The sequence below is a fragment of the Hyphomicrobium sp. 802 genome, assembly GCF_000526135.1.
Lineage (GTDB): Bacteria > Pseudomonadota > Alphaproteobacteria > Rhizobiales > Hyphomicrobiaceae > Hyphomicrobium_B.
Genome location: NZ_JAFM01000001.1, coordinates 3,278,728 through 3,300,788 on the forward strand (window position 1 = coordinate 3,278,728; position 22,061 = coordinate 3,300,788).

Below are 22,061 nucleotides of genomic sequence, written 5' to 3' on the forward strand. Positions count from 1 at the left end.
TGCTCAGGTTCGGCCGACGAAATCGCGCTTACCGATCTCAATGCCGTTGTGGCGCAGAATGTCGTAGGCAGTGGTGCAGTGGAAATAGAAGTTCGGGAACGCGACGTGGAGCAGGTATTCGCGTCCCGTCATGGTCACGTCCTGGCCGCCGGTCTTGATCGTCAGTTCGCGCGTATCTGCGCCTTCGAACTGTCCGGGCTTATAGGCGGCGAGAAGCGCCTGAATCTTTGCGATGCGCGCCTTCAGCTCCGGCAGTGTCGTCTCGACGTCGGGAAAGCCCGGCACCTCTGTCCCGGTGAGCCGCGCCGGCGCAGCCTTGGCGAAATCGGTCGCGAGCTGAACCTGACGCGTCAGGTTGAACATATCGGGATACAGACGCGAGCCGAGATAAACTGCAAAGTCGATCTTCTTCGCGGCCGCCTGCTGTGCGGCCTTGTCGAGGAACGCTTCAAGCGCTGAGAGCTGCTTCTGAAAGGTCGGGATGGCGATGTCATACAATGATAGAGCCATTGTGTTTCCTCTTTCTAAAGTTCGGTAATACCGAACTAACGTATGATAGCTGGCCAGCGGCAGCAAGACATACGTCAGCTGCGCTACGTTTGCGCCAACGTCTACGCACGCTTATTTTCTTGGGGATTGGCGAGGTGGGATGCCGCCGGCTCACGGGCCTGTCGCCTGGAACGAAGCAACATGGTGGGCGGTGAGAGGGTCGAACTCCCGACATCCTCGGTGTAAACGAGGCGCTCTACCACTGAGCTAACCGCCCGACGCGCCTTTGCTAGTCTGTCTGCAAAAGGCTGTCAAAACAAACACGCGCGCCACTTCCGCGGCGCGCGTGGAAAAGTGTAACGCGGCTTAGTTGATGTTCAGCGCGTCTTTCAGGCCCTTGGCCGGCGTGAACTTCGGCACGCGTGAAGCCGGAATCTGGATCGTTTTGCCGGTCGCCGGATTGCGGCCTTCGCGCGCCTTACGGGCAGCGACCTTGAACGTGCCGAAATCCGGGATGCGCACTTCATGGCCGTCCTTCATCGCGGCACGAATGTGGGCGAGAACGGCATCAACAACGCCACTCGCCTTCTCCTTCGTCAGCTCGCAATCTCGGGCAACGGCATCAATCAAATCTTTCTTGCTCATCTCGTCTTTCCTCTAATGTGGGAGGTGGGGCTTCGGCGCGTGGGCTCGAAGCCCGAGGCGGCCATTTCGGGGAGTAGCGGGCCGCGCATGAAGGGCTAGAAGCGCTCAATCGCCCCGGTCGTCAAGCGGAAAAAGCCCGTATTTCCGGACAAAAGCGCATCCTAATGCTCATTCCGCCCAGAACAAAATGCCCCTGCGCGGCAACCGAGCAGGGGCATTTCTTAACGTAAATTTACGCTTACTCGACGAAAGTCAGTGTGCGGTAATTCGCGCACCGCCTTTGGCCGCTTCTTTGGCTTCCAGAGCCTCAGCTTCCGCAGCTTCGTCCCACGTGATGGGCTCCGGCACACGGACGAGTGCGACCTTCAGGACTTCATCGAGACGCGAGACCGGGATGATGTCCATCTTGGTCTGCACTTCCGACGGAATTTCCGCGAGATCCTTGCGGTTCTCCTCGGGAATGATGACCGTCTTGATGCCGCCGCGAAGAGCCGCGAGCAGTTTCTCTTTCAGTCCACCGATCGGCAGCACGCGACCGCGCAGCGTGATCTCGCCCGTCATCGCGACGTCCTTGCGGACGGGGATGCCGGTCAGAACCGAGATGATCGCCGTCGTCATGGCGATGCCTGCAGACGGTCCATCCTTCGGCGTTGCGCCTTCCGGCACGTGCACGTGGATGTCGCGCTTTTCGAAGAGCGACGGATGGATGCCGAAATCAACCGAGTGCGAGCGCACGTAGGCGTTCGCGGCCTGGATCGACTCCTTCATCACGTCACGCAGGTTGCCCGTGACGGTCATCCTGCCCTTGCCCGGCATCATAACGCCTTCGATCGTGAGCAGCTCGCCGCCGACTTCCGTCCAGGCCAAGCCGGTAACGATACCGACCTGATCCTCGAGCTCAGCTTCACCGAAGCGGTACTTCGGCACGCCGAGGAAGTCGTGAACGTTCTCCGCGGTGACGACGATCGAGGTCTTCGACGACGTCAGGATTTCCTTCACGGCCTTGCGGGCGAGCTTGGCGATTTCGCGTTCGAGCGAACGCACACCGGCTTCACGTGTGTAGCGGCGAATGACTTCCTTCAGTGCGTCGTCTTCGACCGTCCACTCGCCCTGTTCGAGGCCGTGAGCTGCATACTGCTCAGGGATCAAGTGGCGCTTGGCGATCTCAAGCTTCTCGTCTTCCGTGTAGCCAGCGAGCCGAATGATTTCCATACGGTCCATAAGGGCCGCGGGGATGTTCAGCGTATTGGCCGTCGTCACGAACATCACGTTCGAGAGATCGTAGTCGACCTCAAGATAGTGATCATTGAAGGACTGGTTCTGTTCCGGATCGAGCACTTCGAGCAGAGCCGCCGCAGGGTCGCCGCGGAAGTCCTGGCCCATCTTGTCGATCTCGTCCAAGAGGAAGAGCGGGTTCGTCCGCTTTGCCTTCTTCATGGACTGGATGACCTTGCCGGGCATCGAGCCGATGTAGGTGCGGCGATGGCCGCGGATTTCCGCTTCGTCACGGACGCCGCCCAGCGACATGCGCACGAACTCACGGCCGGTCGCGTTAGCGATCGACTTGCCCAGAGACGTCTTACCGACGCCAGGAGGACCGACGAGGCACAGGATCGGCCCCTTGAGCTTGTTCGTCCGCGCCTGCACGGCGAGGTACTCAAGGATGCGTTCCTTGACCTTCTCCAGGCCATAGTGCTCCTGGTCGAGAACCTGCTGGGCCTCGGCGATATCCTTCTTGACCTTGCCCTTGATCCCCCACGGGATCGACAGCAGCCAATCGAGATAGTTGCGCACGACCGTCGCTTCGGCCGACATCGGCGACATCTGCTTGAGCTTCTTCAGCTCAGCGAGCGCCTTGTCCTTGGCTTCCTTCGACAGCTTGGTGTTCTCGATCTTTTCCTCGAACTCGGCGATGTCGTCGCGCTCGTCGGAATCGCCCAGCTCCTTCTGAATGGCCTTCATCTGCTCATTCAGATAGTACTCGCGCTGCGTCTTCTCCATCTGGCGCTTAACGCGCGAACGGATCTTACGCTCGACCTGGAGAACCGAGATCTCGCTTTCCATCAGCGTGTAGACACGCTCAAGCCGCTCGGAGATGCTGGCGGTTTCGAGCACGTCCTGCTTGTCAGAAATTTTGACTGCGAGATGCGAGGCGATCGTGTCTGCGAGCTTCGCGTAATCCTCGATCTGGCCAACGTTGCTCAAGACCTCGGGCGAGACCTTCTTGTTGAGCTTCACGTAGCTTTCGAACTGGGTCACGACGGAACGCGCCAGCGCTTCGAGTTCGTCCTTGGCGCCGGGAACTTCAGCGACGCGCTCGACCTCAGCCTCGAAATAGTTGGCGTTCGACGTGTAGCGCGTGATCTTGGCGCGCGCATTGCCTTCGACGAGGACTTTCACTGTCCCGTCGGGAAGCTTCAAAAGTTGCAGAACCGATGCGAGCGTGCCGATCTCGTAGATGGCATCGGGCGCCGGATCGTCATCGCTGGCGTTCTTTTGCGCGGCGAGCAGAATTTGCTTGTCGGCGCGCATGACCTCTTCAAGGGCCGCGATCGACTTCTCGCGCCCGACAAAGAGGGGGACGACCATGTAGGGAAAAACGACGATGTCTCGGAGCGGCAGAACCGGGAACAGCTCTTTTCCGCTGGCTTTTTCCTTGGTCTTTTTGTCTTCGCTCATTTCACTACCTATTCGCCGTGCACCGAAGGTCTGTCATATCCTACCGGTACATTCCACACCCGTTCCACTTTAGGAGCCACGCGTCCCGCCCCTTTTTGTGGCGGCGGTTCTGCATGCTCGTGAGCGCGAGCGCGGGGTGAGACCCAAGCCCTAGACACCGGTTTTCGGAGAAATACGGCTGGCTGCTTGACGCCACTCCCTCCGAACAAATGGGGACCAGCGCCCCGCAAACAAGTCCCGGGGCAGTGCCCCGGGAAAGCGTTAATTGTCGCGACGGCTCAGGCTGTCGAGCCCTTCTCTTCCGCGCGTTCCGTGTAGATCCGCAGTGGCTTCGCCGAGCCCTCGACGATTTCCGGTCCGATCACGACCTCCTCGACGCCCTTAAGCGTCGGCAGGTCGTACATCGTGTCAAGCAGGATGCCCTCCATGATGGACCGCAGGCCACGTGCACCGGTCTTGCGCTCGATGGCCTTGCGCGAAATCGCCTTCAGAGCATCAAGCGTGATCGTCAGCTTGACGTCTTCCATCTCGAACAAGCGCTGGTACTGCTTGACGATGGCGTTCTTCGGCTCGGTCAGGATCTGAACGAGCGCCGACTCGTCGAGGTCTTCCAGCGTTGCGATGACCGGCAGACGGCCGATGAATTCCGGGATCAAGCCGAACTTCAGCAGATCTTCCGGCTCGACGTTGCGCAGGATCTCGCCCGTGCGACGTTCGTCCGGACCGCTGACGCGGGCCTGGAAGCCAATCGAGGAACCCTTGCCACGACGTGAGATGATCTTCTCCAAGCCGGCGAACGCGCCGCCGCAGATGAAGAGGATGTTCGTCGTGTCGACCTGCAGGAATTCCTGCTGAGGATGCTTGCGGCCGCCCTGCGGAGGAACCGACGCAACGGTTCCTTCCATGATCTTCAGAAGCGCCTGCTGCACGCCCTCGCCCGAGACATCCCGCGTGATCGATGGGTTGTCGGACTTGCGGCTGATCTTGTCGACCTCGTCGATATAGACGATGCCGCGCTGCGCCCGCTCGACGTTGTAGTCAGCAGCCTGCAGCAGCTTCAGGATGATGTTCTCGACGTCCTCGCCGACGTAACCGGCTTCGGTGAGCGTCGTGGCGTCTGCCATCGTGAACGGAACATCCAGGATACGCGCCAGCGTTTGTGCGAGCAGCGTCTTGCCCGAACCCGTCGGTCCGACGAGCAGGATGTTCGACTTCGCCAACTCCACGTCGTTGTTCTTCGAAGCGTGGTTCAGGCGCTTGTAATGGTTATGGACCGCGACAGAGAGAACGCGCTTGGCATGGTTCTGGCCAATGACGTAGCTGTCGAGCACGCCGCAAATCTCCTGCGGGGTCGGAACGCCGTCGCGGGATTTGACGAGGGTGTTCTTGTTCTCCTCGCGGATGATGTCCATGCAAAGTTCGACGCATTCATCGCAGATGAATACCGTCGGGCCAGCAATCAGTTTGCGGACCTCATGCTGGCTCTTGCCGCAGAAAGAGCAGTAGAGAGTGTTCTTCTCTTGAGCCATTTGTTCTCACCTTCCGTGCAAGACCCACCAACGCGATGTTCTTGCTTTGGCCCGCTTTTCACGCTCGGCGCTGAGCCGATTCTGCGGCGACGTGAACTCCATAGCCAATCTGAGCACGCTATCGTTCAGCAGATCAAGATTGGATTAATGGAGCCTACCCGGCCACAGCTCGCAAGCGGCGCTATTGCCACAGTTGATAAACGAGCTGGCAACACCGGCGATTCAATCCGAGCATTTACCTAAACTCACACGCTGATGTGCAGCGTTTGTTCTCCTGAGAGGGCGAATTGCCGCCCACTCTCGTGGTGTTCCGACCGCGAACGGCCGAGTTGCGCTGGCAATTTGCCTTATCAGTCGGCGATTTTGCCAGGTTCGAAGACAGTCCCTTCGACTTCGTCGCGGTTTTCGAGGACTTTGTCGATCAGGCCGAAATCGCGGGCCTGGTCGGCCGTCATGAAGTAGTCGCGGTCCAGCGTCTTATCAACCATCTCGTAGGTCTGACCCGTGTGCTTCACATAGGTCTCGTTCAGACGCCGCTTCATCTTGATGATGTCCTCGGCGTGGCGCTCAATGTCGGACGCTTGGCCAGAGAAACCGCCCGACGGCTGGTGCACCATGACGCGGGCGTTCGGGAGCGCGTAGCGCATGCCCTTCGCACCGGCACAAAGCAGCAACGAACCCATCGAGGCAGCCTGGCCGATGCATAGCGTGGCGACGGCCGGCTTCACGAACTGCATCGTGTCGTAGATCGCCATACCCGCCGTGACGACACCGCCCGGCGAGTTGATGTACATCGAGATCTCTTTCTTCGGGTTCTCGGACTCGAGGAACAGAAGCTGCATGCAGATCGACGCAGCCATGTGATCTTCGACCGGGCCGGTCACGAAGATGATGCGTTCCTTCAGAAGCCGCGAAGGAAGGTCGTAGCCGCGCTCGCCGCGCGTCGTCTGCTCGACGACCATAGGCCAGAAGGTGTTGGTCAAGGTATTGATCGGATCGCGCATCGCCTTCGTCTTTCCTCATTTCGGCGGGCAGACCGCTCGGCCTCGCCCGCCTGACTCGCACGCATTTCAGGAGCGTATTGAATTGCAGAAGCCGCTGACGCGGCTCACTGCTCTTCGGTCGCCTCTTGGACCGCCTTCAGAAGCTCGTCGCGCGTCACTTTCTTCTCGGTCGGCTTGGCTTCGTCGATGACGAAGTCGATGACCTTATCCTCGAAGATCGGTGCGCGCAGCTCAGCGAGCGCGCCGGGGGTCTTCTCGTAGTATTCGTATACCTGCTTCTCCTGACCCGGATAGCGGCGCGCCTGTTCGACCAGCGCCCTGCGCAACTCATCCTGGGAGACTTGCAGATTGTTCTTCTCGCCGATCTCGCCGATCACGAGACCAAGGCGCACCCGGCGTTCGGCGATCTTCCGATACTCGGCGCGCGCCTCGTCCTCGGTCTTGCCTTCGTCAGCGAACGTCTTGTTCGTGGCTTTGAGATTGTTCTCGAGTTGAGTCCATATATTGTCGAATTCGAAATCGACAAGAGACGCCGGAAGCTCGAACGTATGGGCAGCGTCGAGTGCATCGAGAAGCTCGCGCTTCAGCTTCTGGCGCGACGCCTGATCGTACTCGCGCTTGATCTGCTCAGAGATAAAGCCGCGCAGCTGCTCAAGGCTTTCGGCGCCGACGCCCTTAGCGAAATCTTCATCGACAGCCGGCGTGCGGGACTTCGAAACGCCCTTGACCTTGACGTCGAACTCAGCGGTTTTGCCCGCCAAAGCAGCCACTGGATATTCGGCCGGGAACGTTGCGCTGACGACCTTCTCGTCGCCGGCTTTCAGGCCCACCAAGCCTTCTTCGAAGCCCGGAATAAACTGCTTCTTGCCGATCACGAGGCTCTGGCCTTCGGCCGAACCGCCTTCAAAAGCCTCGCCGTCGATCTTGCCGACGAAATCGAGCGTCACGAGATCGCCTTCCGATGCGGCGCGCCCCTCTTCGATGTCATAAGCCGTATTGCGTTCGGCGAGGTTCGAGAGCGCTTTGTCGACGGCTTCGTCGTCAACGTCGGCGACGAGCTTTTCGAGTTTTAGCGCCGACAGATCGGCCAGCGGAATCGGCGGCAGAACCTCGAACGACATGCTGTATGCAAGATCGCCCTGGCCGTTCGCGATTTTCTCGAACGTCTCCTCGTTGAAGTCGACAAGCTCGACCTTCGGCTGCTGCGCCGGACGCTCGTTGCGATCCTTGATGGCCTGCGCGCTCGTTTCGTTGAGCGTCTGCTCCATCACTTCCTGCATCAGCGACTTGCCGTAGAGCTTCTTGATGTGCGCGACGGGAACCTTGCCGCGGCGAAACCCTTTGATCTCCACACGGCCCTTCAGTTCGTCGAGGCGGGTCGCGAAACGCTCGCTCAGCTCTGCCTGGCCGACGACCACTTGGAGCGTCCGCTTCAATCCTTCTCGTGCCGTTTCCGTGACTTGCATTGTCCGTGTCCTGAATTGGAGGTCAAAGCGCGGCACCCGACCTCGCCGACCGACTATTTAGGAAGCCGCCCGCGGGTCCACAAAGCGCCAAACACCGCCAGCTGCCGCAACACTCGTGCGGACAGAAGTGAGCCCCCAGAGATATTGCTTTGAATTTGCTACGTTTTTAAACCACCGCAAGCCACGAATCCTTGGCCATGCCCCATCGGGAATGCCAGCATCACGCGCCTGGAAGCCTATGCCGAGGCTTAAACAGCCTTTCAGGGAGATTGGCAATACGCTGTCGCATGGCCGTCAAAGACAGGCTTGGCGCCGAAATGATTGCAACGGACGGCCGTTCGAATGGTTGTCTATCAAAAACGCACGATTATTTCCGTGGAACTATAGCTAAGTTCTTGAAAAACTGCGGCCAATTCCCCGATCCATGTTCACGAGGGCTATACGACCGCCATCTAGAACTGTTAAAAGTTGCAGGCATGGAAGATGGAGCGCCCGGCATGGATCTCACTCGCAGAGGCTTCATAAAGCTCACAGGCGCGGCGCTTGCGACATCGAGCATGGGCGCGCTCGGGTTTGGTGGTTGCGGCGAGGCGGTCGCGGAAGACGTTCGACCCTTCAAGCTCACCCACGCCAAGGAGACGCGGAACACCTGCACCTACTGTTCCGTCGCTTGTGGCATCCTGATCTACACGCTCGGCGACGGCGCCAAGAACGCGCGCTCCGACATCATTCACATCGAAGGCGACCCGGACCATCCGGTGAACCGCGGCACGCTCTGCCCGAAGGGCTCGGCGCTCCTCGACATCGTCCACGCGCCGACCCGCCTCCAGGTGCCGAAGTACCGCAAACCGGGCGGCACCGAATTCGAGGAAGTCTCGTGGGATTGGGCGCTCGATCGCATCGCGCGCCTGATGAAGGACGACCGCGATAAGAATTTCATCGCCAAGAACGCCGAGGGCACCACCGTCAACCGCTGGATCTCTACCGGCATGCTGGCGGCTTCGGCTTCATCGACCGAAACATCGTACCTCACGTGGAAAGTCGCCCGCTCATTCGGGATGTTGGTCTTCGATAACCAAGCACGTGTCTGACACGGACCGACGGTGGCCAGTCTGGCTCCAACATTCGGTCGCGGTGCAATGACCAACACTTGGCAGGATATCAAGAATGCCGACTTGGTCATCGTTATGGGCGGAAACGCCGCTGAAGCGCATCCATGCGGCTTCAAGTGGGTCGTCGAAGCAAAAATAGAAAATGCGGCGAAGCTCGTCGTCGTTGATCCGCGCTTTACGCGGACGGCGTCGGTCGCCGACTATTATGCGCCGATCCGTCCGGGAACCGACATCGCCTTCCTATCGGGCGTGATCCGGTATCTGCTCGAAAAGGACAAGATCCTGCACGAGTACGTGCGTGCCTATACGAACGCCGGCCTGATCGTGAAAGAAGGCTACGGCTTCGAAGACGGTCTGTTCAGCGGGTACGACCGCGAGAAGGGTCAGTACGACACATCGAGCTGGGACTACGAACTCGACGATCAAGGCTTCGCCAAGGTTGACGATACGTGGCAGCATCCGCGCTGCGTCATGAACCTTCTGAAGACCCACGTCGCGCGCTACACGCCCGAGATGGTGTCGCGCATTTGCGGTACGCCTCAGGATAAATACCTGCACATCTGCGAGATGATCGCGGAGACGGCGGCGCCCGACAAAGCGATGACGAGCCTGTTCGCGCTTGGCTGGACACAGCACTCGATCGGCTCGCAGAACATCCGCACGATGGCGATGGTGCAGCTGCTGCTCGGCAACATCGGCATCGCCGGCGGTGGCATGAATGCGCTACGCGGCCACTCGAACATTCAAGGCCTGACCGACGTTGGTTTGTTGTCGAACCTCATGCCTGGCTACATGACGCTTGCGGCCGATCACGAGGTTACGTTCGACGACTATATGAAGACGCGACTTTATAAGCCGCTGCGCCCAGGCCAGACGAGCTATTGGTCGAACTATAAGAAGTTCTTCGTCAGTTTCCAGAAATCGATCTACGGCGACGCGGCGACAGCCGAAAACAACTGGGCTTACGATTGGCTGCCGAAGCTCGACATCCCGCTCTACGACATCATCAAGGCGTTCGAGATGATGAACCAGGGCGAGATGAATGGGTACATCTGCCAAGGCTTCAACCCGCAGCAGGCGTTCCCGGATCGCGGCAAGATCCGGCGCGGCTTGTCGAAGCTCAAGTTCCTCGTCACGATGGATCCACTCGATACGGAGACGTCGCGTTTCTGGGAGAACTTCGGGCCACAAAACCCGGCTGACTCCGCCGAGATCCAGACAGAAGTGTTCCAGCTGCCGACGACGTGCTTTGCCGAAGAAGACGGCTCGCTCGTCAACTCGGCGCGTTGGCTGCAATGGCATTGGAAAGCTGCGGAGCCGCCTGCTCAGGCGAAGCCCGACATCTGGATCATGTCCGGAATCTTCCACCGGATGCGCGAGCTTTATCGCAAGGAAGGTGGCGCGTTCCCCGATCCGATCCTGAACCTCACGTGGAATTACACCAATCCGGTCGAGCCCAACCCGGACGAGCTGGCGAAGGACATGAACGGCCGGGCGCGCGTCGATCTCAAAGACGCGTCGGGCGCCGTCATCAAGAAATCGGGCGAATTGCTCGATGGCTTCGCGCAACTGCGCGATGATGGCACAACGGAGTCGGGCTGCTGGATCTTCTCGGGCTGTTGGACCGAGAAGGGGAACCAGATGGCCCGGCGCGACGCATCCGATCCGCGCGAACAAGGCATCGCACCGAATTGGGCATGGGCGTGGCCCATGAACCGGCGCATTCTCTACAATCGCGCCAGCGCGGACCCCGCGGGCAAGCCATGGAATCCGGCGAAGCCGATCATCCAGTGGGATGGCTCGAAGTGGGTCGGCATCGACGTGCCGGACTACGGCCCAACGGTGAAGCCTTCCGACTCGGTCGGTCCCTTCATCATGAACGCGGAAGGCGTCGGACGACTGTTCGCGCGCCAGATGATGGTCGAAGGACCATTCCCGGAACACTACGAGCCGTTCGAGTCACCGGCGATCAACGTGCTGCATCCGAAGGTTCAGTCGAACCCGGCCGCGCGCGTGTTCCCCGACGACAGGGCCGATTTCGGATCGCCAGCCGAGTTTCCTTATGTGGCAACGACCTACCGCCTGACAGAACACTTCCACTTCTGGACCAAGCACGCCCGCATCAACTCGATCCTGCAGCCTCAGGAATTCATCGAGATCGGCGAAGCTCTCGCGAACGAAAAGGGCATCGCTCAGAACGGTTGGGTCCGCGTGGCTTCGAAGCGCGGCTTCATCGTGTGCAAGGCCTACGTCACGAAGCGGATCAAGCCGATGATGGTCGACGGCAAGCCGACGCATGTGATCGGCGTGCCGCTGCATTGGGGCTTCACCGGCCAAGCGAAGAAGGGCTACGGCGCCAACACGCTGACGCCGTCCGTCGGTGACGCCAATACGCAGACGCCGGAGTTCAAGGCGTTCCTGGTCAATATCGAAAGTGTCAACGGACCTCTGGTCTGACGGAGAAGCCGATGTCTGATCTGCAATCGCAAGACTACATCCGCCGCTCCGCGACGACGATGACACCGCCCGACGCGCGCAGCTGGGAAGACCAGGTGTCGAAGCTCATCGACGTTACGCGTTGCATCGGCTGCAAGGCATGCCAGGCAGCGTGCATGGAGTGGAACAACCTACGCGACGAAGTCGGCGAGTTCCACGGAACCTACGACAACCCGCTCGATCTCGATCCGCACACGTGGACCGTGATGAAGTTCACGGAATACGAAAATCCCGACGGCAACCTCGAATGGCTGATCCGCAAGGACGGCTGCATGCATTGCGAGGATCCGGGCTGTCTCAAGGCCTGCCCTGCTCCTGGCGCGATCGTTCAGTACGCGAACGGCATCGTCGATTTCATCAGCGAGAATTGCATCGGCTGCGGCTATTGCGTGAAAGGCTGTCCGTTCGACATTCCGCGTGTCAGCCCGGTCGATCACAAATCGTATAAGTGCACGCTCTGTTCCGATCGCGTGGCGGTGGGGCTCGAGCCTGCCTGCGTGAAAGCCTGTCCGACCGGCGCCATCATGTTCGGCTCGAAAAAGGACATGACAGACTGGGCGGGGGAGCGCATCGTCGACCTCAAATCGCGCGGATTTGAAAACGCCGGTCTCTATGATCCGCCGGGTGTCCAAGGCACGCATGTGATGTACGTGCTGCATCACGCCGACAAGCCCGGGCTCTATGCCGGACTGCCTGAAAATCCGAAGATCAGTTCGATGGTCGAATTCTGGAAGGGGCTCATCAAGCCGGTTGCGCTGGTCGGAATCGCGGCCGCAGCGGTTTCAGGTTTCCTGCACTGGGTCATCGCCGGACCTAACGAAGTGCAGCCGGAAGACGAAGATGAAGCCAAGCACGTTCTTGAGGCCAACGGCTTCCCGGAAGTCCGAGGCCGTTCGCAGCGAACGGAGCATCCGACATGAGCCGCCCGTATGGAACGCTGACACGTAACAGCACGATCACTCGCCTCAACCATTGGCTGACCGCCGCCTGCTTCATTCTTTTGATGCTGTCGGGTCTGTCGATGTTCGATCCGCTACTGTACTGGCTGTCGAACCTGTTCGGCGGCGGGCAATGGACGCGCGCGGCGCATCCGTGGATCGGTTGTGTGCTGTTGATTAGCTATACCGGCCTCATCGTTCAGTTCTGGCGCGACAATCTTTGGACCCGCGACGATGTCGCGTGGATGAAGGCCATCGACAAGGTTCTGGAGAACAAGGAGGAAGGCGTTCCGGAAGTTGCGCGCTTCAATGCCGGACAGAAATTCGTATTCTGGTCGATGACGCTTCTCGTTCCGGTGCTGTTCTTTACTGGCCTCGTCATCTGGGAATATTATTTCGGCAGCTATACGTCGATCCCGACGCAGCGCGCGGCTCTGCTCATTCATTCGTTGGCTGCCATTGCCGCGATCATTATCTGGATCGTTCACGTCTATGCTGCGATCTGGGTGCGCGGTTCTATGCGGGCCATGACGCAAGGCTGGGTGACGCCGGGCTGGGCGTGGCGGCACCATCGGAAATGGTTCCGATCGCTCGCGACGACGGGATCGACCGGTCCGCGGCCGAACGTGGACGGTCCTCTCCACAAGTAAGGAGTTTTGCGTGAAGCAAGGCGGCACGCCACCGACCGGCAAATGGGTCGGCAGTCCGCTTGGCGGCGTCAGTACGCCCGAGCCGATGCTTCTGCCCGATCTGACAACACGCTTCTCTGCGACGGCCGCCCGTCTCCGAGCGCTTGCAACCGGTCACCCTATGGCGAAGTGGCTTGGCTTCATGGCGCTTCTTTCGGACGCGCAGGACAAAGCTGCGACGACGTTACCGCCAATGCCCGGTATCGATCCTTCACTCATCGAGCAATCGGTCGCTGCGCGCATGCCGCCCCTCGCGGCAGATGGCCATCACCGGCATGCAGCATGGCGCGACGGACTGGCAGTGCTGTTCGAAGAGCTCGACGGCAAAGATATTCCCGAACCTGCCGCGGCGCTCATCGCCAACATGCGCGGTTTGCCGGTGAATGACATCGAAGATTTAGCGGACGGTTTTCTGCGCGGTGCTCTGAGCATAGGAGATGTCGGCGCGGCGCTTTATGTTGCAGCCGCCTTGCAGGTCTACTTCACGCGCCTTGCCGCGAGCCTCGATGCGTCGACGCTTCGCCTGCTGCCGCAGCGCGGACTTTGCCCCTGCTGTGGCTCGACGCCGGTTTCAGGATTGATCACCGCGTCGGGGCCGACGCCCGGCACGCGGTATCTCTATTGCTCACTATGCTCGACGGCGTGGAACCACGTGCGGGCGGTCTGCATCACATGTGAAAGCTCCGGCGCCTTGCTGCTCAAAGGTATTCAAGGCGGCTCGGCGGCCGTCCAAGCGGAAACTTGCGACGACTGCCACACATACGCGAAGATGCTTTACCAAGTGAAAGATACGAAGGTCGATCCTTACGCCGACGATCTGGCTTCTCTCGGGCTTGATATCATGGTGTCAGAAGCCGGCTGGGCGCGGCATGCGCCCAATCCGCTGCTTCTCGTCGGCTGACACGCGAAAGTAGCGTCCGTCTTTTTACGAAACCATGCATTCCGAAAAATCGCCGTGGCGATAGCTGGCGCGCCTGCCTATATCGAGGGCTCAATCCGTCTCGACCATTGGCAGGAAACATGTCTGGCCCCACACAACGCTTGACCGACCTTGCGCATGGCGGCGGCTGCGGTTGCAAACTCGCGCCGTCCGTCCTGCAGGACCTTCTCGCCAAACAGCCCGCAGCGGGGCCCTTCGCGCAACTGCTCGTCGGCAACGAAACCGGCGATGATGCCGCCGTCTGGCAGATCGACGACGATCAATGCATCGTGGCGACGACCGATTTCTTCATGCCGATGGTCGATGATCCCCGCGACTTCGGGCGGATCGCGGCGGCCAATGCGATTTCGGACGTGTATGCGATGGGCGGCCGGCCGATCATGGCGCTGGCGATCCTCGGCATGCCGCTCGGCAAACTCTCCGTTGAGGACGTGCGGGAGATCCTGGCCGGCGGCGCGTCCGTTTGCGCGGAGGCGGGCATTCCCGTGGCAGGCGGGCATTCGATCGACGCACCGGAGCCGATCTATGGGCTTGCCGTCATCGGGCTTGCAAAGCCGCAGAACGTCCGCCGCAATGCCGGCGCGAGGCCAGATGACGTGCTGATCCTAACCAAAGGCATCGGCGTCGGCATTTACTCGGCCGCCTTCAAGAAGCGCGCGTTGCCGGACGACGCGTACGCAGAGTTTATGGCGTCCACCACACTGCTCAATCGGATCGGTCAGACGCTCGGCGAGAACGCAGATGTCCACGCTATTACCGATGTGACCGGCTTCGGCATTCTCGGTCACGCGCTCGAAATCGCGCGTGGCAGCGGCGTCAGCATTGAGATCGCATTTGATAAGCTGCCATTGCTTTCATGCGCCGAAGCGCTGGCCAAAAGCGGCTTCATCACAGGCGCCTCTGGACGCAACTGGGCGAGCTATGGCCATGAGGTCGTTTTGCCGGGTGATTACCCGCAATGGCAGCAAGCGCTGCTGACCGATCCGCAAACCTCCGGCGGCCTTCTCGTCGCCTGTGCGGCAGATCAAGCCGAGAACATTCGCAGCGAGATCGAACGCGCCGGATATCCGATGGCGCGCATCATTGGTTCAGTTGCGAGCGGCACGCCACAAGTTCGCATCCGCTGAATCCTGCCGCCGTCAGGATGGACGCTCGACAGGCAACTGATGTCGGGCAACAAGTCCTTCCAGAAAAAGAAGCGCACCCTGTTCAAATCAGCCGACCGCGCAGTTCGAATCGGCAAAGGAATTCAGGAAATACGCCGACCGGACGCCCGAGAACTTCATCCGAAGTGGAACCGCAAACATCCGATTTCGAGCCAGATCATTCCGGCGAACCTTGGCCCTCTTTTAACGATCTGGCGTTTCGCCGGAGCCTCCGCCTCGTTTCGCGATAGGAGTTGTAAATAGGAACTGTTTGCAGCCACGATTTAAAATAGCCTACTTGTTTAATCGTCTTGGAATTATCGTTTTTTATCGCGTTAGAACTGTCGTTCTCTTGAGGGCTCTCTTGAAGGTGGCGCGAGGACAGCGCGTTAACGATCTCCGCTGACGACCTCTGAGCGTGAAACAGCTCGGAAAAAGTCGCCGTCCCGGCATAGGTCAATTCCTGCAAGCGAAGTCTTATTCTTTCGTCGCATGCGATCCGCGCGCTAGTTTTATCCAAAAATACGCTATTATCTTCACTGACCGTGCGCCAATTCCATACCGCTGTCGCTCTATTGCACAATGCAAATCGCGTCTTTGAAGCTATCAAATTGTAAAGATAAACGTCCTCGGCGAATTCAAGTCGTGGATCTTGAAGAAGTGTCCAATCAAGGACTTCCTTCCTAGCTATCCAAGCATTTGAATGAATATAATTGTCGCCCGTTATCAATCGCGTGAGATTGAATTCATCGAGAAACTTGAGTTCACGTGTTTCCTCGATCCGTTTCCCGCCCGGTCCTCTGAAATTGCGAGCCACCACGAAGCAGCCTTCGTCCTCTTCCGTACGGATTACGCCACCATAAATAAAGCCGGCTTCAGGATGCCTGATGGAGGCAAATAGCAGGTGCGAAAAGTGATCGGGTTCAATCTGATCCGCATCGTCCAGAACGGCGAAGAAAGGAGCGGTTACTGCTTGGAGCCCCCTCCACAACGCGGCACTACGAAGACCGTTATCTTCACATTCGAGGTAGCAAATTTTCAAGTTACTGTATGAGCGATGCTCAATAGCTCGTATGTCGTCTCTCTTTTTGCAATCAACCAACAGAATACGAAATGTTCCGACGAGTTGCCTCTCAACACTCTGAACCGCGCGCTCCACATATGAAAGAGAGCGTCCTCCCACGCGAATAATAATATCTATGAGCGGCTCGGATATCGGTCTCGAGGCCGATGCCCCCGTCTCTTGAATCGAATAAAAACGCTTAACTTCCTCTATGTTGTGGCGCTGTATAGATGCAACTTCGGTGGCAAAATCAACGGTTTTGAAAATCAGATCTTCGAGGTTGTATTCTTGGTTCAGGGCAGTATGGGCTCGTCTCGCCAACTCATCGGCCTGACCTGGATTCTGATTGATCCATTCCAGATACTTCCTGATATCGCCAACGACTCTGTCTGCAGACTGTCGGAGATCGACGTAAAGGGCGGCGTCCGCAAGCATCCGTTTAGCAAACGGAATTTCATCGGCGATGATCACGCAACCTGCGGCGGCTGCTTCGAACAGGCGCATAGACGGAGTGTCGGCTTCTCTGTGTTCTGCCTTATGAAGGCATAACGCAATGCCGTGAGATGAGAGGATGTCATGGACAGCCGTTCCACTAAAAGGAACAGGACCGCGATAGCCTGACTGAAGATGGGTCCAGTTCGATTCCGGTCCATAGACGGCGAGAGACCCGTCATCGGCAAGATTTGTCAGCACGTCCGCGTGTCGGGCGCCGTCCCAATGTACGCCGATGTACGCAAGTGATCGAACCTTGCTGGGAATGGAAGGGGTCAACTTTTGACGAGGGGATACCGGCAGGAACCAAAAATCAGATTTTGGCTTCTGCACCCGAGAAGGGAATTCCAGATCGTCAAGGTATTGTTTGACGGCAGGAGAGCCTACCAGATACGCGTCATAGCTTCTTATTGAACGAATACGGTAGGCATCGTGCCTGTAGAACGCCGGAGGGCTCCACATAACTCCAAACGTAGGATAGTCGGTCAATTTAGGAGTGAATTCGTGAAGGCAAAGTACCACGTCGGGCTGGCACGTCATGATATCATTCGACGTGACAACCTCTATTGCCTCGTGGCCAACATTCTTCGCCGCAACCGCAAATCGTCGAATGAATTCTCGCTCGGCCGTGCAAGGACGATTGGGCAAACTATCGGTAATTGCTATGCGCATGAAGCGCGAGAAAAGTTCAATGTTGAACGATGACGAACGTCTCTTCTCTCCATGAACGATATCCCTCTTTCAGGAAGAAGCGCGCTGAAAAGGCTCCACCTTGACGGCAATTCCGACAATCGACGCCGATGGCATAGTCAGACTAATTCCCCCGACTATCCTTCAATGTGGATCGACACGACACTTGCCCGCGCACAATTGCGAACAACCGCTTCCGCCGGACGGATCAACGCTTGCATTACACAACAGCGAGCGAGCAAAGCTTATCGGAGATCCTGACGTCTGATCAACCCGTTGTCCACTGGTTTCCGCCGCTCTGCTGAAGACTTAGAACAATGGGCCTGTTTAAAGTACGTAGACCATAAGTACGGATGGCATAATGATCTCTCACGAATATCGGTGTATTTTCGTGCATATCCCTCGCTGCGCGGGGACAAGCATTGAGACGTGGTTGTGCAATCAGGATTGGTGGGAATTCGAACCTCACACCAAGCATCTTTTAGCCAGCCAGGCCAAAGAGCTTTATGCCAACTGGTGGGATGATTATTTCAAATTTGCCGTGGTTCGGAATCCGATAGATCGGATGCGATCATGCTTGCACTATTCGGATTATTTTGGCTTGCGGCAAACGCCAAATGGTATTTCTTTCGAGGAATACCATTCACATTTTGGTCGCGACATAGTTCTGGAGCACGATTATCGCTTTTCGAATCGCAGCGAGCTATTAAATGACCGACATCAACCCAACGCGGTTTACTGCAATATCCTCAACGAGCCATTAGATTTTATAGCGCGATACGAGCAACTCGACGAAGATATGAAGTTCATCGAGGCGAAGCTAGGAGTTTCACGGCCATTTAATCACTGGGTAGAAAAATCCAGAGACAATCACAAATTAAACGAACGTGATATCGAGGCGATTACGAAAATGTATCGCCTTGACTTCGAGAGATTTGGTTATGCAATTGGCGGGTTTGAATATCGACGTGATATCAATGGGTAAAAACTAGCAGCATCCCGCTCCGACATCCATTCGCCCCTTATTCAGCACAACATGCGTTATTGCCCGCATCGGCCGCATTGATCACGATGTGCTAGGTTTGCGGGTTCTGGCGCTTGGCGGAGGAGAATGGGAGTCGAACCCACCAAGGGCAGGCTCGCTGCCCCACTCGGATTTGAAGTCCGAACGCCCCACCGGGGACGATTCTCCTCCATCGGCCATTGTGGACGCATGCACGATGCCTCCGAACAAGTCCAGCCGGTGTTGGTTCATGCGGCGCAGATCACCCTTGCGGAGCGTCACGCCGTTGCGGTCAAAAAATTCGAGAATTTGGATCGCAACCTTACGGCCGTTGTCGAGACGATCACGGAATTCGGCGGCGTTGAACCAGCCGGTCTCAGCTTTGGCTTGCACATCAGCAGCGATCGCGACCATCTCGCGGACTGCCGCGCGCAGGAAAAAATGATCGTGCGCGATTTCATCGGCGCGGCCGAGACGGCTTGCGAGCTTCAGCAATCTGCGGACGTCGCGCTCGGGACTTCTCGTTGAATTGGCGATGTCGCGAACGCGGGGCGGCCGAAAGCGCTCGTTACCGCCAAGCTGGCACGCGATGATTTTCCACATCTCCTCATCACTCGGCGCCAAGCGCACTTGATGCGTGGTGAGACGGACGAACGCGCCATCGAGTGCGATCTCGCCTTTTTCGGAAATTTTGTAGAGCGCCACCGCGAACACGGACTTGCTCAGACGCGGCTCGAGCAGGAGGCGCAACTGCTCACGACCGATGCCTTGGAGATCAGGATTGTCGGTGTGGAATTGCGTGATGCGTTCGATCATATCCGCGACGAACGATTGCCAGCGGGCAGGCAAGATGGACGCTCGCGTATCGCCAGCGTCGAAGACGATGAGGTCGAGTTCGGAAGCGATGCGACCGGCCTGCACGGAAGAGAGTGCGCGATCTCGCGCGAAGGCAGCAAGATCGGCAGTGAACGGCGGCGTATCGAGCAGCGCCGCGAATGCCGCTCTAGGATTGTCGATGGCGAGCGCTGCTCGCTGTGTCCGTCTCTCCGGCGTTCGCCGTTTGCGCGCAGGCGCCCTTAAATCGATGAACTTGCCGCCGCCGATGGTTCTCTGAGCCGACACGTCGCGAATGACGAAACGGTCGGGCACGGCGGCTGCAATCGGTGCATCGAGCACGAGTTGCGCGTCGGCCGTTGCGCCGGGGGGCACGGCCTTGTCATCGAGAAGAACGATACGCGCACCAACCTCGGCGGAGGCATGATGCAATCGCACCGGAAACCATTGTCCGATGGCCTTTTCTTCCGACGGCAGAACATTAAGGACCGCATCGATGCGATCGGTGGGGGCATGGAGCGCCGGACTGAGCACGACATCGCCGCGACTGATCGCATCCTTGGCAATGCCCGGTCCAGAGAGATTAAGCGCACAGCGATCACCGGCCCAGCCGATTTCCGCGGGCGTGTTCTGGGCGTGGATCGAACGCACGCGCGCTGACAAACCCAACGGGCTGATCTGCACGTGTGCGCCCACGCCGACGAAGCCTGAAAGCACGGTGCCCGTCACAACGACGCCGATGCCGGGCAGCGTGAAAACGCGATCAATCGCGAGTCGAAATGCGCCTTCCGACGAACGCGCGGGCGTCTCACTTGCTGCAGCGATCAGTCGGCTGCGCAATTCGTCGATGCCTTTGCCGGTCACGGCCGACACCGGTAAGATATCCGCGCCTTCGAGCACCGTTCCGGCGACGACAGCTTTGATTTCCGCCGTAACGTCGCCCAAGCGTTCCGAGCTCGCCAGATCGGCTTTGGTCATGACAATCAGCCCCTTCTCGATCCCGAGGAGATCAAGAATGGCCAAGTGCTCGATCGTTTGCGGCTTGATGCCGTCATCGGCTGCGACGACGAGAAGCGCGAGATCGATGCCGCTCGCGCCGGCAAACATCGTATGCACGAAGCGTTCGTGACCCGGCACATCGATAAAGCCGACAATGCGGCCATCCTCCGCCGGCATGTAGGCGAACCCCAGGTCGATGGTGATGCCGCGCGCCTTCTCTTCCTTCAGGCGATCGCCATCAACGCCGGTCAGTGCTTTGACCAGTGCAGTCTTGCCATGGTCGATATGTCCGGCGGTGCCGATGATCATGCGGTTATCTGTCGGCTTCGGTTTGTCCGGCCTACATTAAGCCAGATGATGAGGATCAAGATTTCCAAGGACAGATAGAAACGCCGTTTCGTCGGTCAAGCATCTGAGATCGAGAATGAGCGCGCCGTCGTCGATGCGGCCGATCACAGGCCGCGACAGAGCGCGCAGCGCCGAGGCAAGACGTTCGAGGGCCGCGCCGCCGCTTTTGGAGCGAATGGCGAGCCCGGCGCTTTCGACGGTATCGAGGGGCAATGCCCCCGAGCCGATCTGGCTCTTGCAGTCGTGTGTCTCGACCGCGAACGCCATGCCGACGGCAGACTGAACATGCGGCAGCAACCGCGACGCCTGGGCTTCAATTTCCACACGCGGCCGCGCAAGAAGGCGCAACGTTGGTAATCGCTCGAACAGACGGTCGGGATCGCGATAGAGTTTCAGCGTGGCCTCGATGGCGGCAAGGCGGATCTTGTCGACGCGGAGCGCGCGCTTCATCGGGTTGCAATTAATCGCCTGGATCAGGTCGCGCTTACCGACGATGAAGCCCGCCTGCGGTCCGCCGAGAAGCTTATCCCCGGAGAACGTAACGATGCCAGCGCCTTCGGTGACGGCTTCGCGTACGGTCGGTTCGGACTGCATGCCGAATATCGAAAGGTCGATCAGCGAACCCGAACCGAGGTCGTTCATCAGCGGAACGTCTGCCGCGGAGGCAATTTCGGCAAGCTCGGGGGCGGCGACTTCTTTGGTGAAGCCGAGGATGCGATAGTTCGAACTGTGGACTTTCAGAATGACGCCGGTCGCGTCCGTGAGGGCGGCGCGATAATCTTTCGCGTGCGTGCGGTTCGTTGTTCCGACCTCGACCAGTTTCGCGCCCGCGCGAGACATGATATCCGGCATGCGAAAGGCGCCGCCGATCTCGATCAACTCGCCGCGCGAAACGATGGCTTCGCGACCACCGGCAAGCGTGTTGAGCGCGAGCAGCACGGCGGCGGCGTTGTTATTGACGACGGTCGCGTCCTCCGCGCCGGTCAGTTCGCAAAGCAGCTCCCTGATATGGTCGTCGCGTTCGCCGCGCTTACCGGTCGCGAGATCAAATTCCAGCGCCACGGGATCGCGCATCGCTTCGACGGCGGCTTCGATGGCGGCTTCGGCGATGAGCGCGCGGCCCAGGTTGGTGTGCAGCACCGTGCCCGTTAGATTGAACAGCGGACGCATTGTCGAGCGATCGCCTTCAGCAAGGCGGGCAAACGCGATGGCAACCAGGCTCTCGGTCGTCGGTAGCATCGTGCTTCCGGATTTGAGCGTGGCACGCGTTTCTGCCAGGACGCTGCGGATGGCGTCAGTCGCCGCGGCGCGGCCAAAGCGTTCCAGAAGATCGGCGGCAACTCCGCTTTTCAGAACGGAATCGACCGAGGGAAGATCGCGAAGAAGGGCGGCCTTTGAAAGTTCCAAGCGGTCCTCTGGCGGCTGAAGACATCAAGCGCCATGCTAGCGGGTTTGGCGCGCGCGGAAAGATGCCTTGCCGCTAAAAAGCATGCACGATCT

14 protein-coding genes, 2 tRNA genes and 1 pseudogene are annotated in these 22,061 nt (G+C 58.8%); 6 read left to right on the plus strand and 11 right to left on the minus strand.

Annotation, left to right across the window (positions count from 1 at the left end; all coding sequences use genetic code 11):
* Positions 1-3 precede the first annotated feature (3 nt).
* The 7 genes from HYP802_RS0116655 to tig form a co-directional block, all read right to left on the minus strand.
* Positions 4-510, minus strand: a complete 507-nt coding sequence (locus tag HYP802_RS0116655; RefSeq protein WP_013948530.1) for a DUF1993 domain-containing protein — start codon at positions 508-510, stop codon at positions 4-6.
* Between the two features lie 181 nt (positions 511-691).
* A tRNA-Val gene (locus HYP802_RS0116660) sits at positions 692-766 on the minus strand.
* A gap of 89 nt (positions 767-855) precedes the next feature.
* Positions 856-1,134: an HU family DNA-binding protein gene (locus tag HYP802_RS0116665; RefSeq protein WP_013948531.1), complete on the minus strand. Its 279-nt coding sequence runs from the start codon at positions 1,132-1,134 to the stop codon at positions 856-858.
* A gap of 252 nt (positions 1,135-1,386) precedes the next feature.
* Entirely contained in the window at positions 1,387-3,813 is a 2,427-nt protein-coding gene (gene lon, locus HYP802_RS0116670; protein ID WP_013948533.1) for an endopeptidase La, read from the minus strand.
* A 278-nt stretch (positions 3,814-4,091) separates the two neighbouring features.
* Entirely contained in the window at positions 4,092-5,342 is a 1,251-nt protein-coding gene (clpX, locus tag HYP802_RS0116675) for an ATP-dependent Clp protease ATP-binding subunit ClpX (protein WP_013948534.1), read from the minus strand.
* Positions 5,343-5,692: 350 nt separating this feature from the next.
* Complete coding sequence (locus tag HYP802_RS0116680; RefSeq protein WP_013948535.1) at positions 5,693-6,346, minus strand: ATP-dependent Clp protease proteolytic subunit; 654 nt, start codon at positions 6,344-6,346, stop codon at positions 5,693-5,695.
* A gap of 104 nt (positions 6,347-6,450) precedes the next feature.
* On the minus strand, positions 6,451-7,812 hold the full coding sequence (gene tig, locus HYP802_RS0116685) for a trigger factor (RefSeq protein ID WP_024276172.1): 1,362 nt from the start codon (positions 7,810-7,812) through the stop codon (positions 6,451-6,453).
* Between the two features lie 497 nt (positions 7,813-8,309).
* On the opposite strand from tig, the gene fdnG reads away from it, so the two are divergent.
* The 5 genes from fdnG (at position 8,310) to selD (ending at position 15,114) form a co-directional block, all read left to right on the plus strand.
* On the plus strand, positions 8,310-11,381 hold the full coding sequence (gene fdnG, locus HYP802_RS0116695) for a formate dehydrogenase-N subunit alpha (RefSeq protein ID WP_155831256.1): 3,072 nt from the start codon (positions 8,310-8,312) through the stop codon (positions 11,379-11,381).
* Between the two features lie 11 nt (positions 11,382-11,392).
* Positions 11,393-12,340: a formate dehydrogenase subunit beta gene (gene fdxH, locus HYP802_RS0116700; RefSeq protein WP_013948539.1), complete on the plus strand. Its 948-nt coding sequence runs from the start codon at positions 11,393-11,395 to the stop codon at positions 12,338-12,340.
* Positions 12,337-13,008 (plus strand): formate dehydrogenase subunit gamma, encoded by a 672-nt coding sequence (locus HYP802_RS0116705; RefSeq protein ID WP_013948540.1) that lies wholly within the window; start codon positions 12,337-12,339, stop codon positions 13,006-13,008. Before fdxH ends, HYP802_RS0116705 begins: the two co-directional genes overlap by 4 nt.
* A gap of 10 nt (positions 13,009-13,018) precedes the next feature.
* On the plus strand, positions 13,019-13,948 hold the full coding sequence (gene fdhE / locus HYP802_RS0116710; protein ID WP_013948541.1) for a formate dehydrogenase accessory protein FdhE: 930 nt from the start codon (positions 13,019-13,021) through the stop codon (positions 13,946-13,948).
* 119 nt (positions 13,949-14,067) lie between these two features.
* Positions 14,068-15,114 carry a selenide, water dikinase SelD gene (gene selD, locus HYP802_RS0116715; RefSeq protein ID WP_013948542.1) on the plus strand — a complete coding sequence of 349 codons (1,047 nt, stop codon included), beginning with the start codon at positions 14,068-14,070 and terminating at the stop codon, positions 15,112-15,114.
* Between the two features lie 196 nt (positions 15,115-15,310).
* Here the strand turns inward: selD and HYP802_RS0116725 are convergent, their stop codons facing one another.
* Complete coding sequence (locus HYP802_RS0116725; RefSeq protein ID WP_197022732.1) at positions 15,311-17,176, minus strand: glycosyltransferase; 1,866 nt, start codon at positions 17,174-17,176, stop codon at positions 15,311-15,313.
* 562 nt (positions 17,177-17,738) lie between these two features.
* On the opposite strand from HYP802_RS0116725, the gene HYP802_RS0116735 reads away from it, so the two are divergent.
* Entirely contained in the window at positions 17,739-18,362 is a 624-nt protein-coding gene (locus tag HYP802_RS0116735) for a sulfotransferase family 2 domain-containing protein (RefSeq protein WP_013948544.1), read from the plus strand.
* A 114-nt stretch (positions 18,363-18,476) separates the two neighbouring features.
* On the opposite strand, the gene HYP802_RS0116740 is transcribed toward HYP802_RS0116735, so the two are convergent.
* From HYP802_RS0116740 to selA, 3 genes and pseudogenes are all read right to left on the minus strand, one after another.
* A tRNA-Sec gene (locus HYP802_RS0116740) sits at positions 18,477-18,572 on the minus strand.
* Positions 18,573-18,689: 117 nt separating this feature from the next.
* A pseudogene (gene selB, locus HYP802_RS23290) lies at positions 18,690-20,522 on the minus strand (selenocysteine-specific translation elongation factor); the annotation flags it as partial.
* A gap of 36 nt (positions 20,523-20,558) precedes the next feature.
* Positions 20,559-21,968 (minus strand): L-seryl-tRNA(Sec) selenium transferase, encoded by a 1,410-nt coding sequence (gene selA, locus HYP802_RS0116770; RefSeq protein WP_013948546.1) that lies wholly within the window; start codon positions 21,966-21,968, stop codon positions 20,559-20,561.
* Positions 21,969-22,061 lie beyond the last annotated feature (93 nt).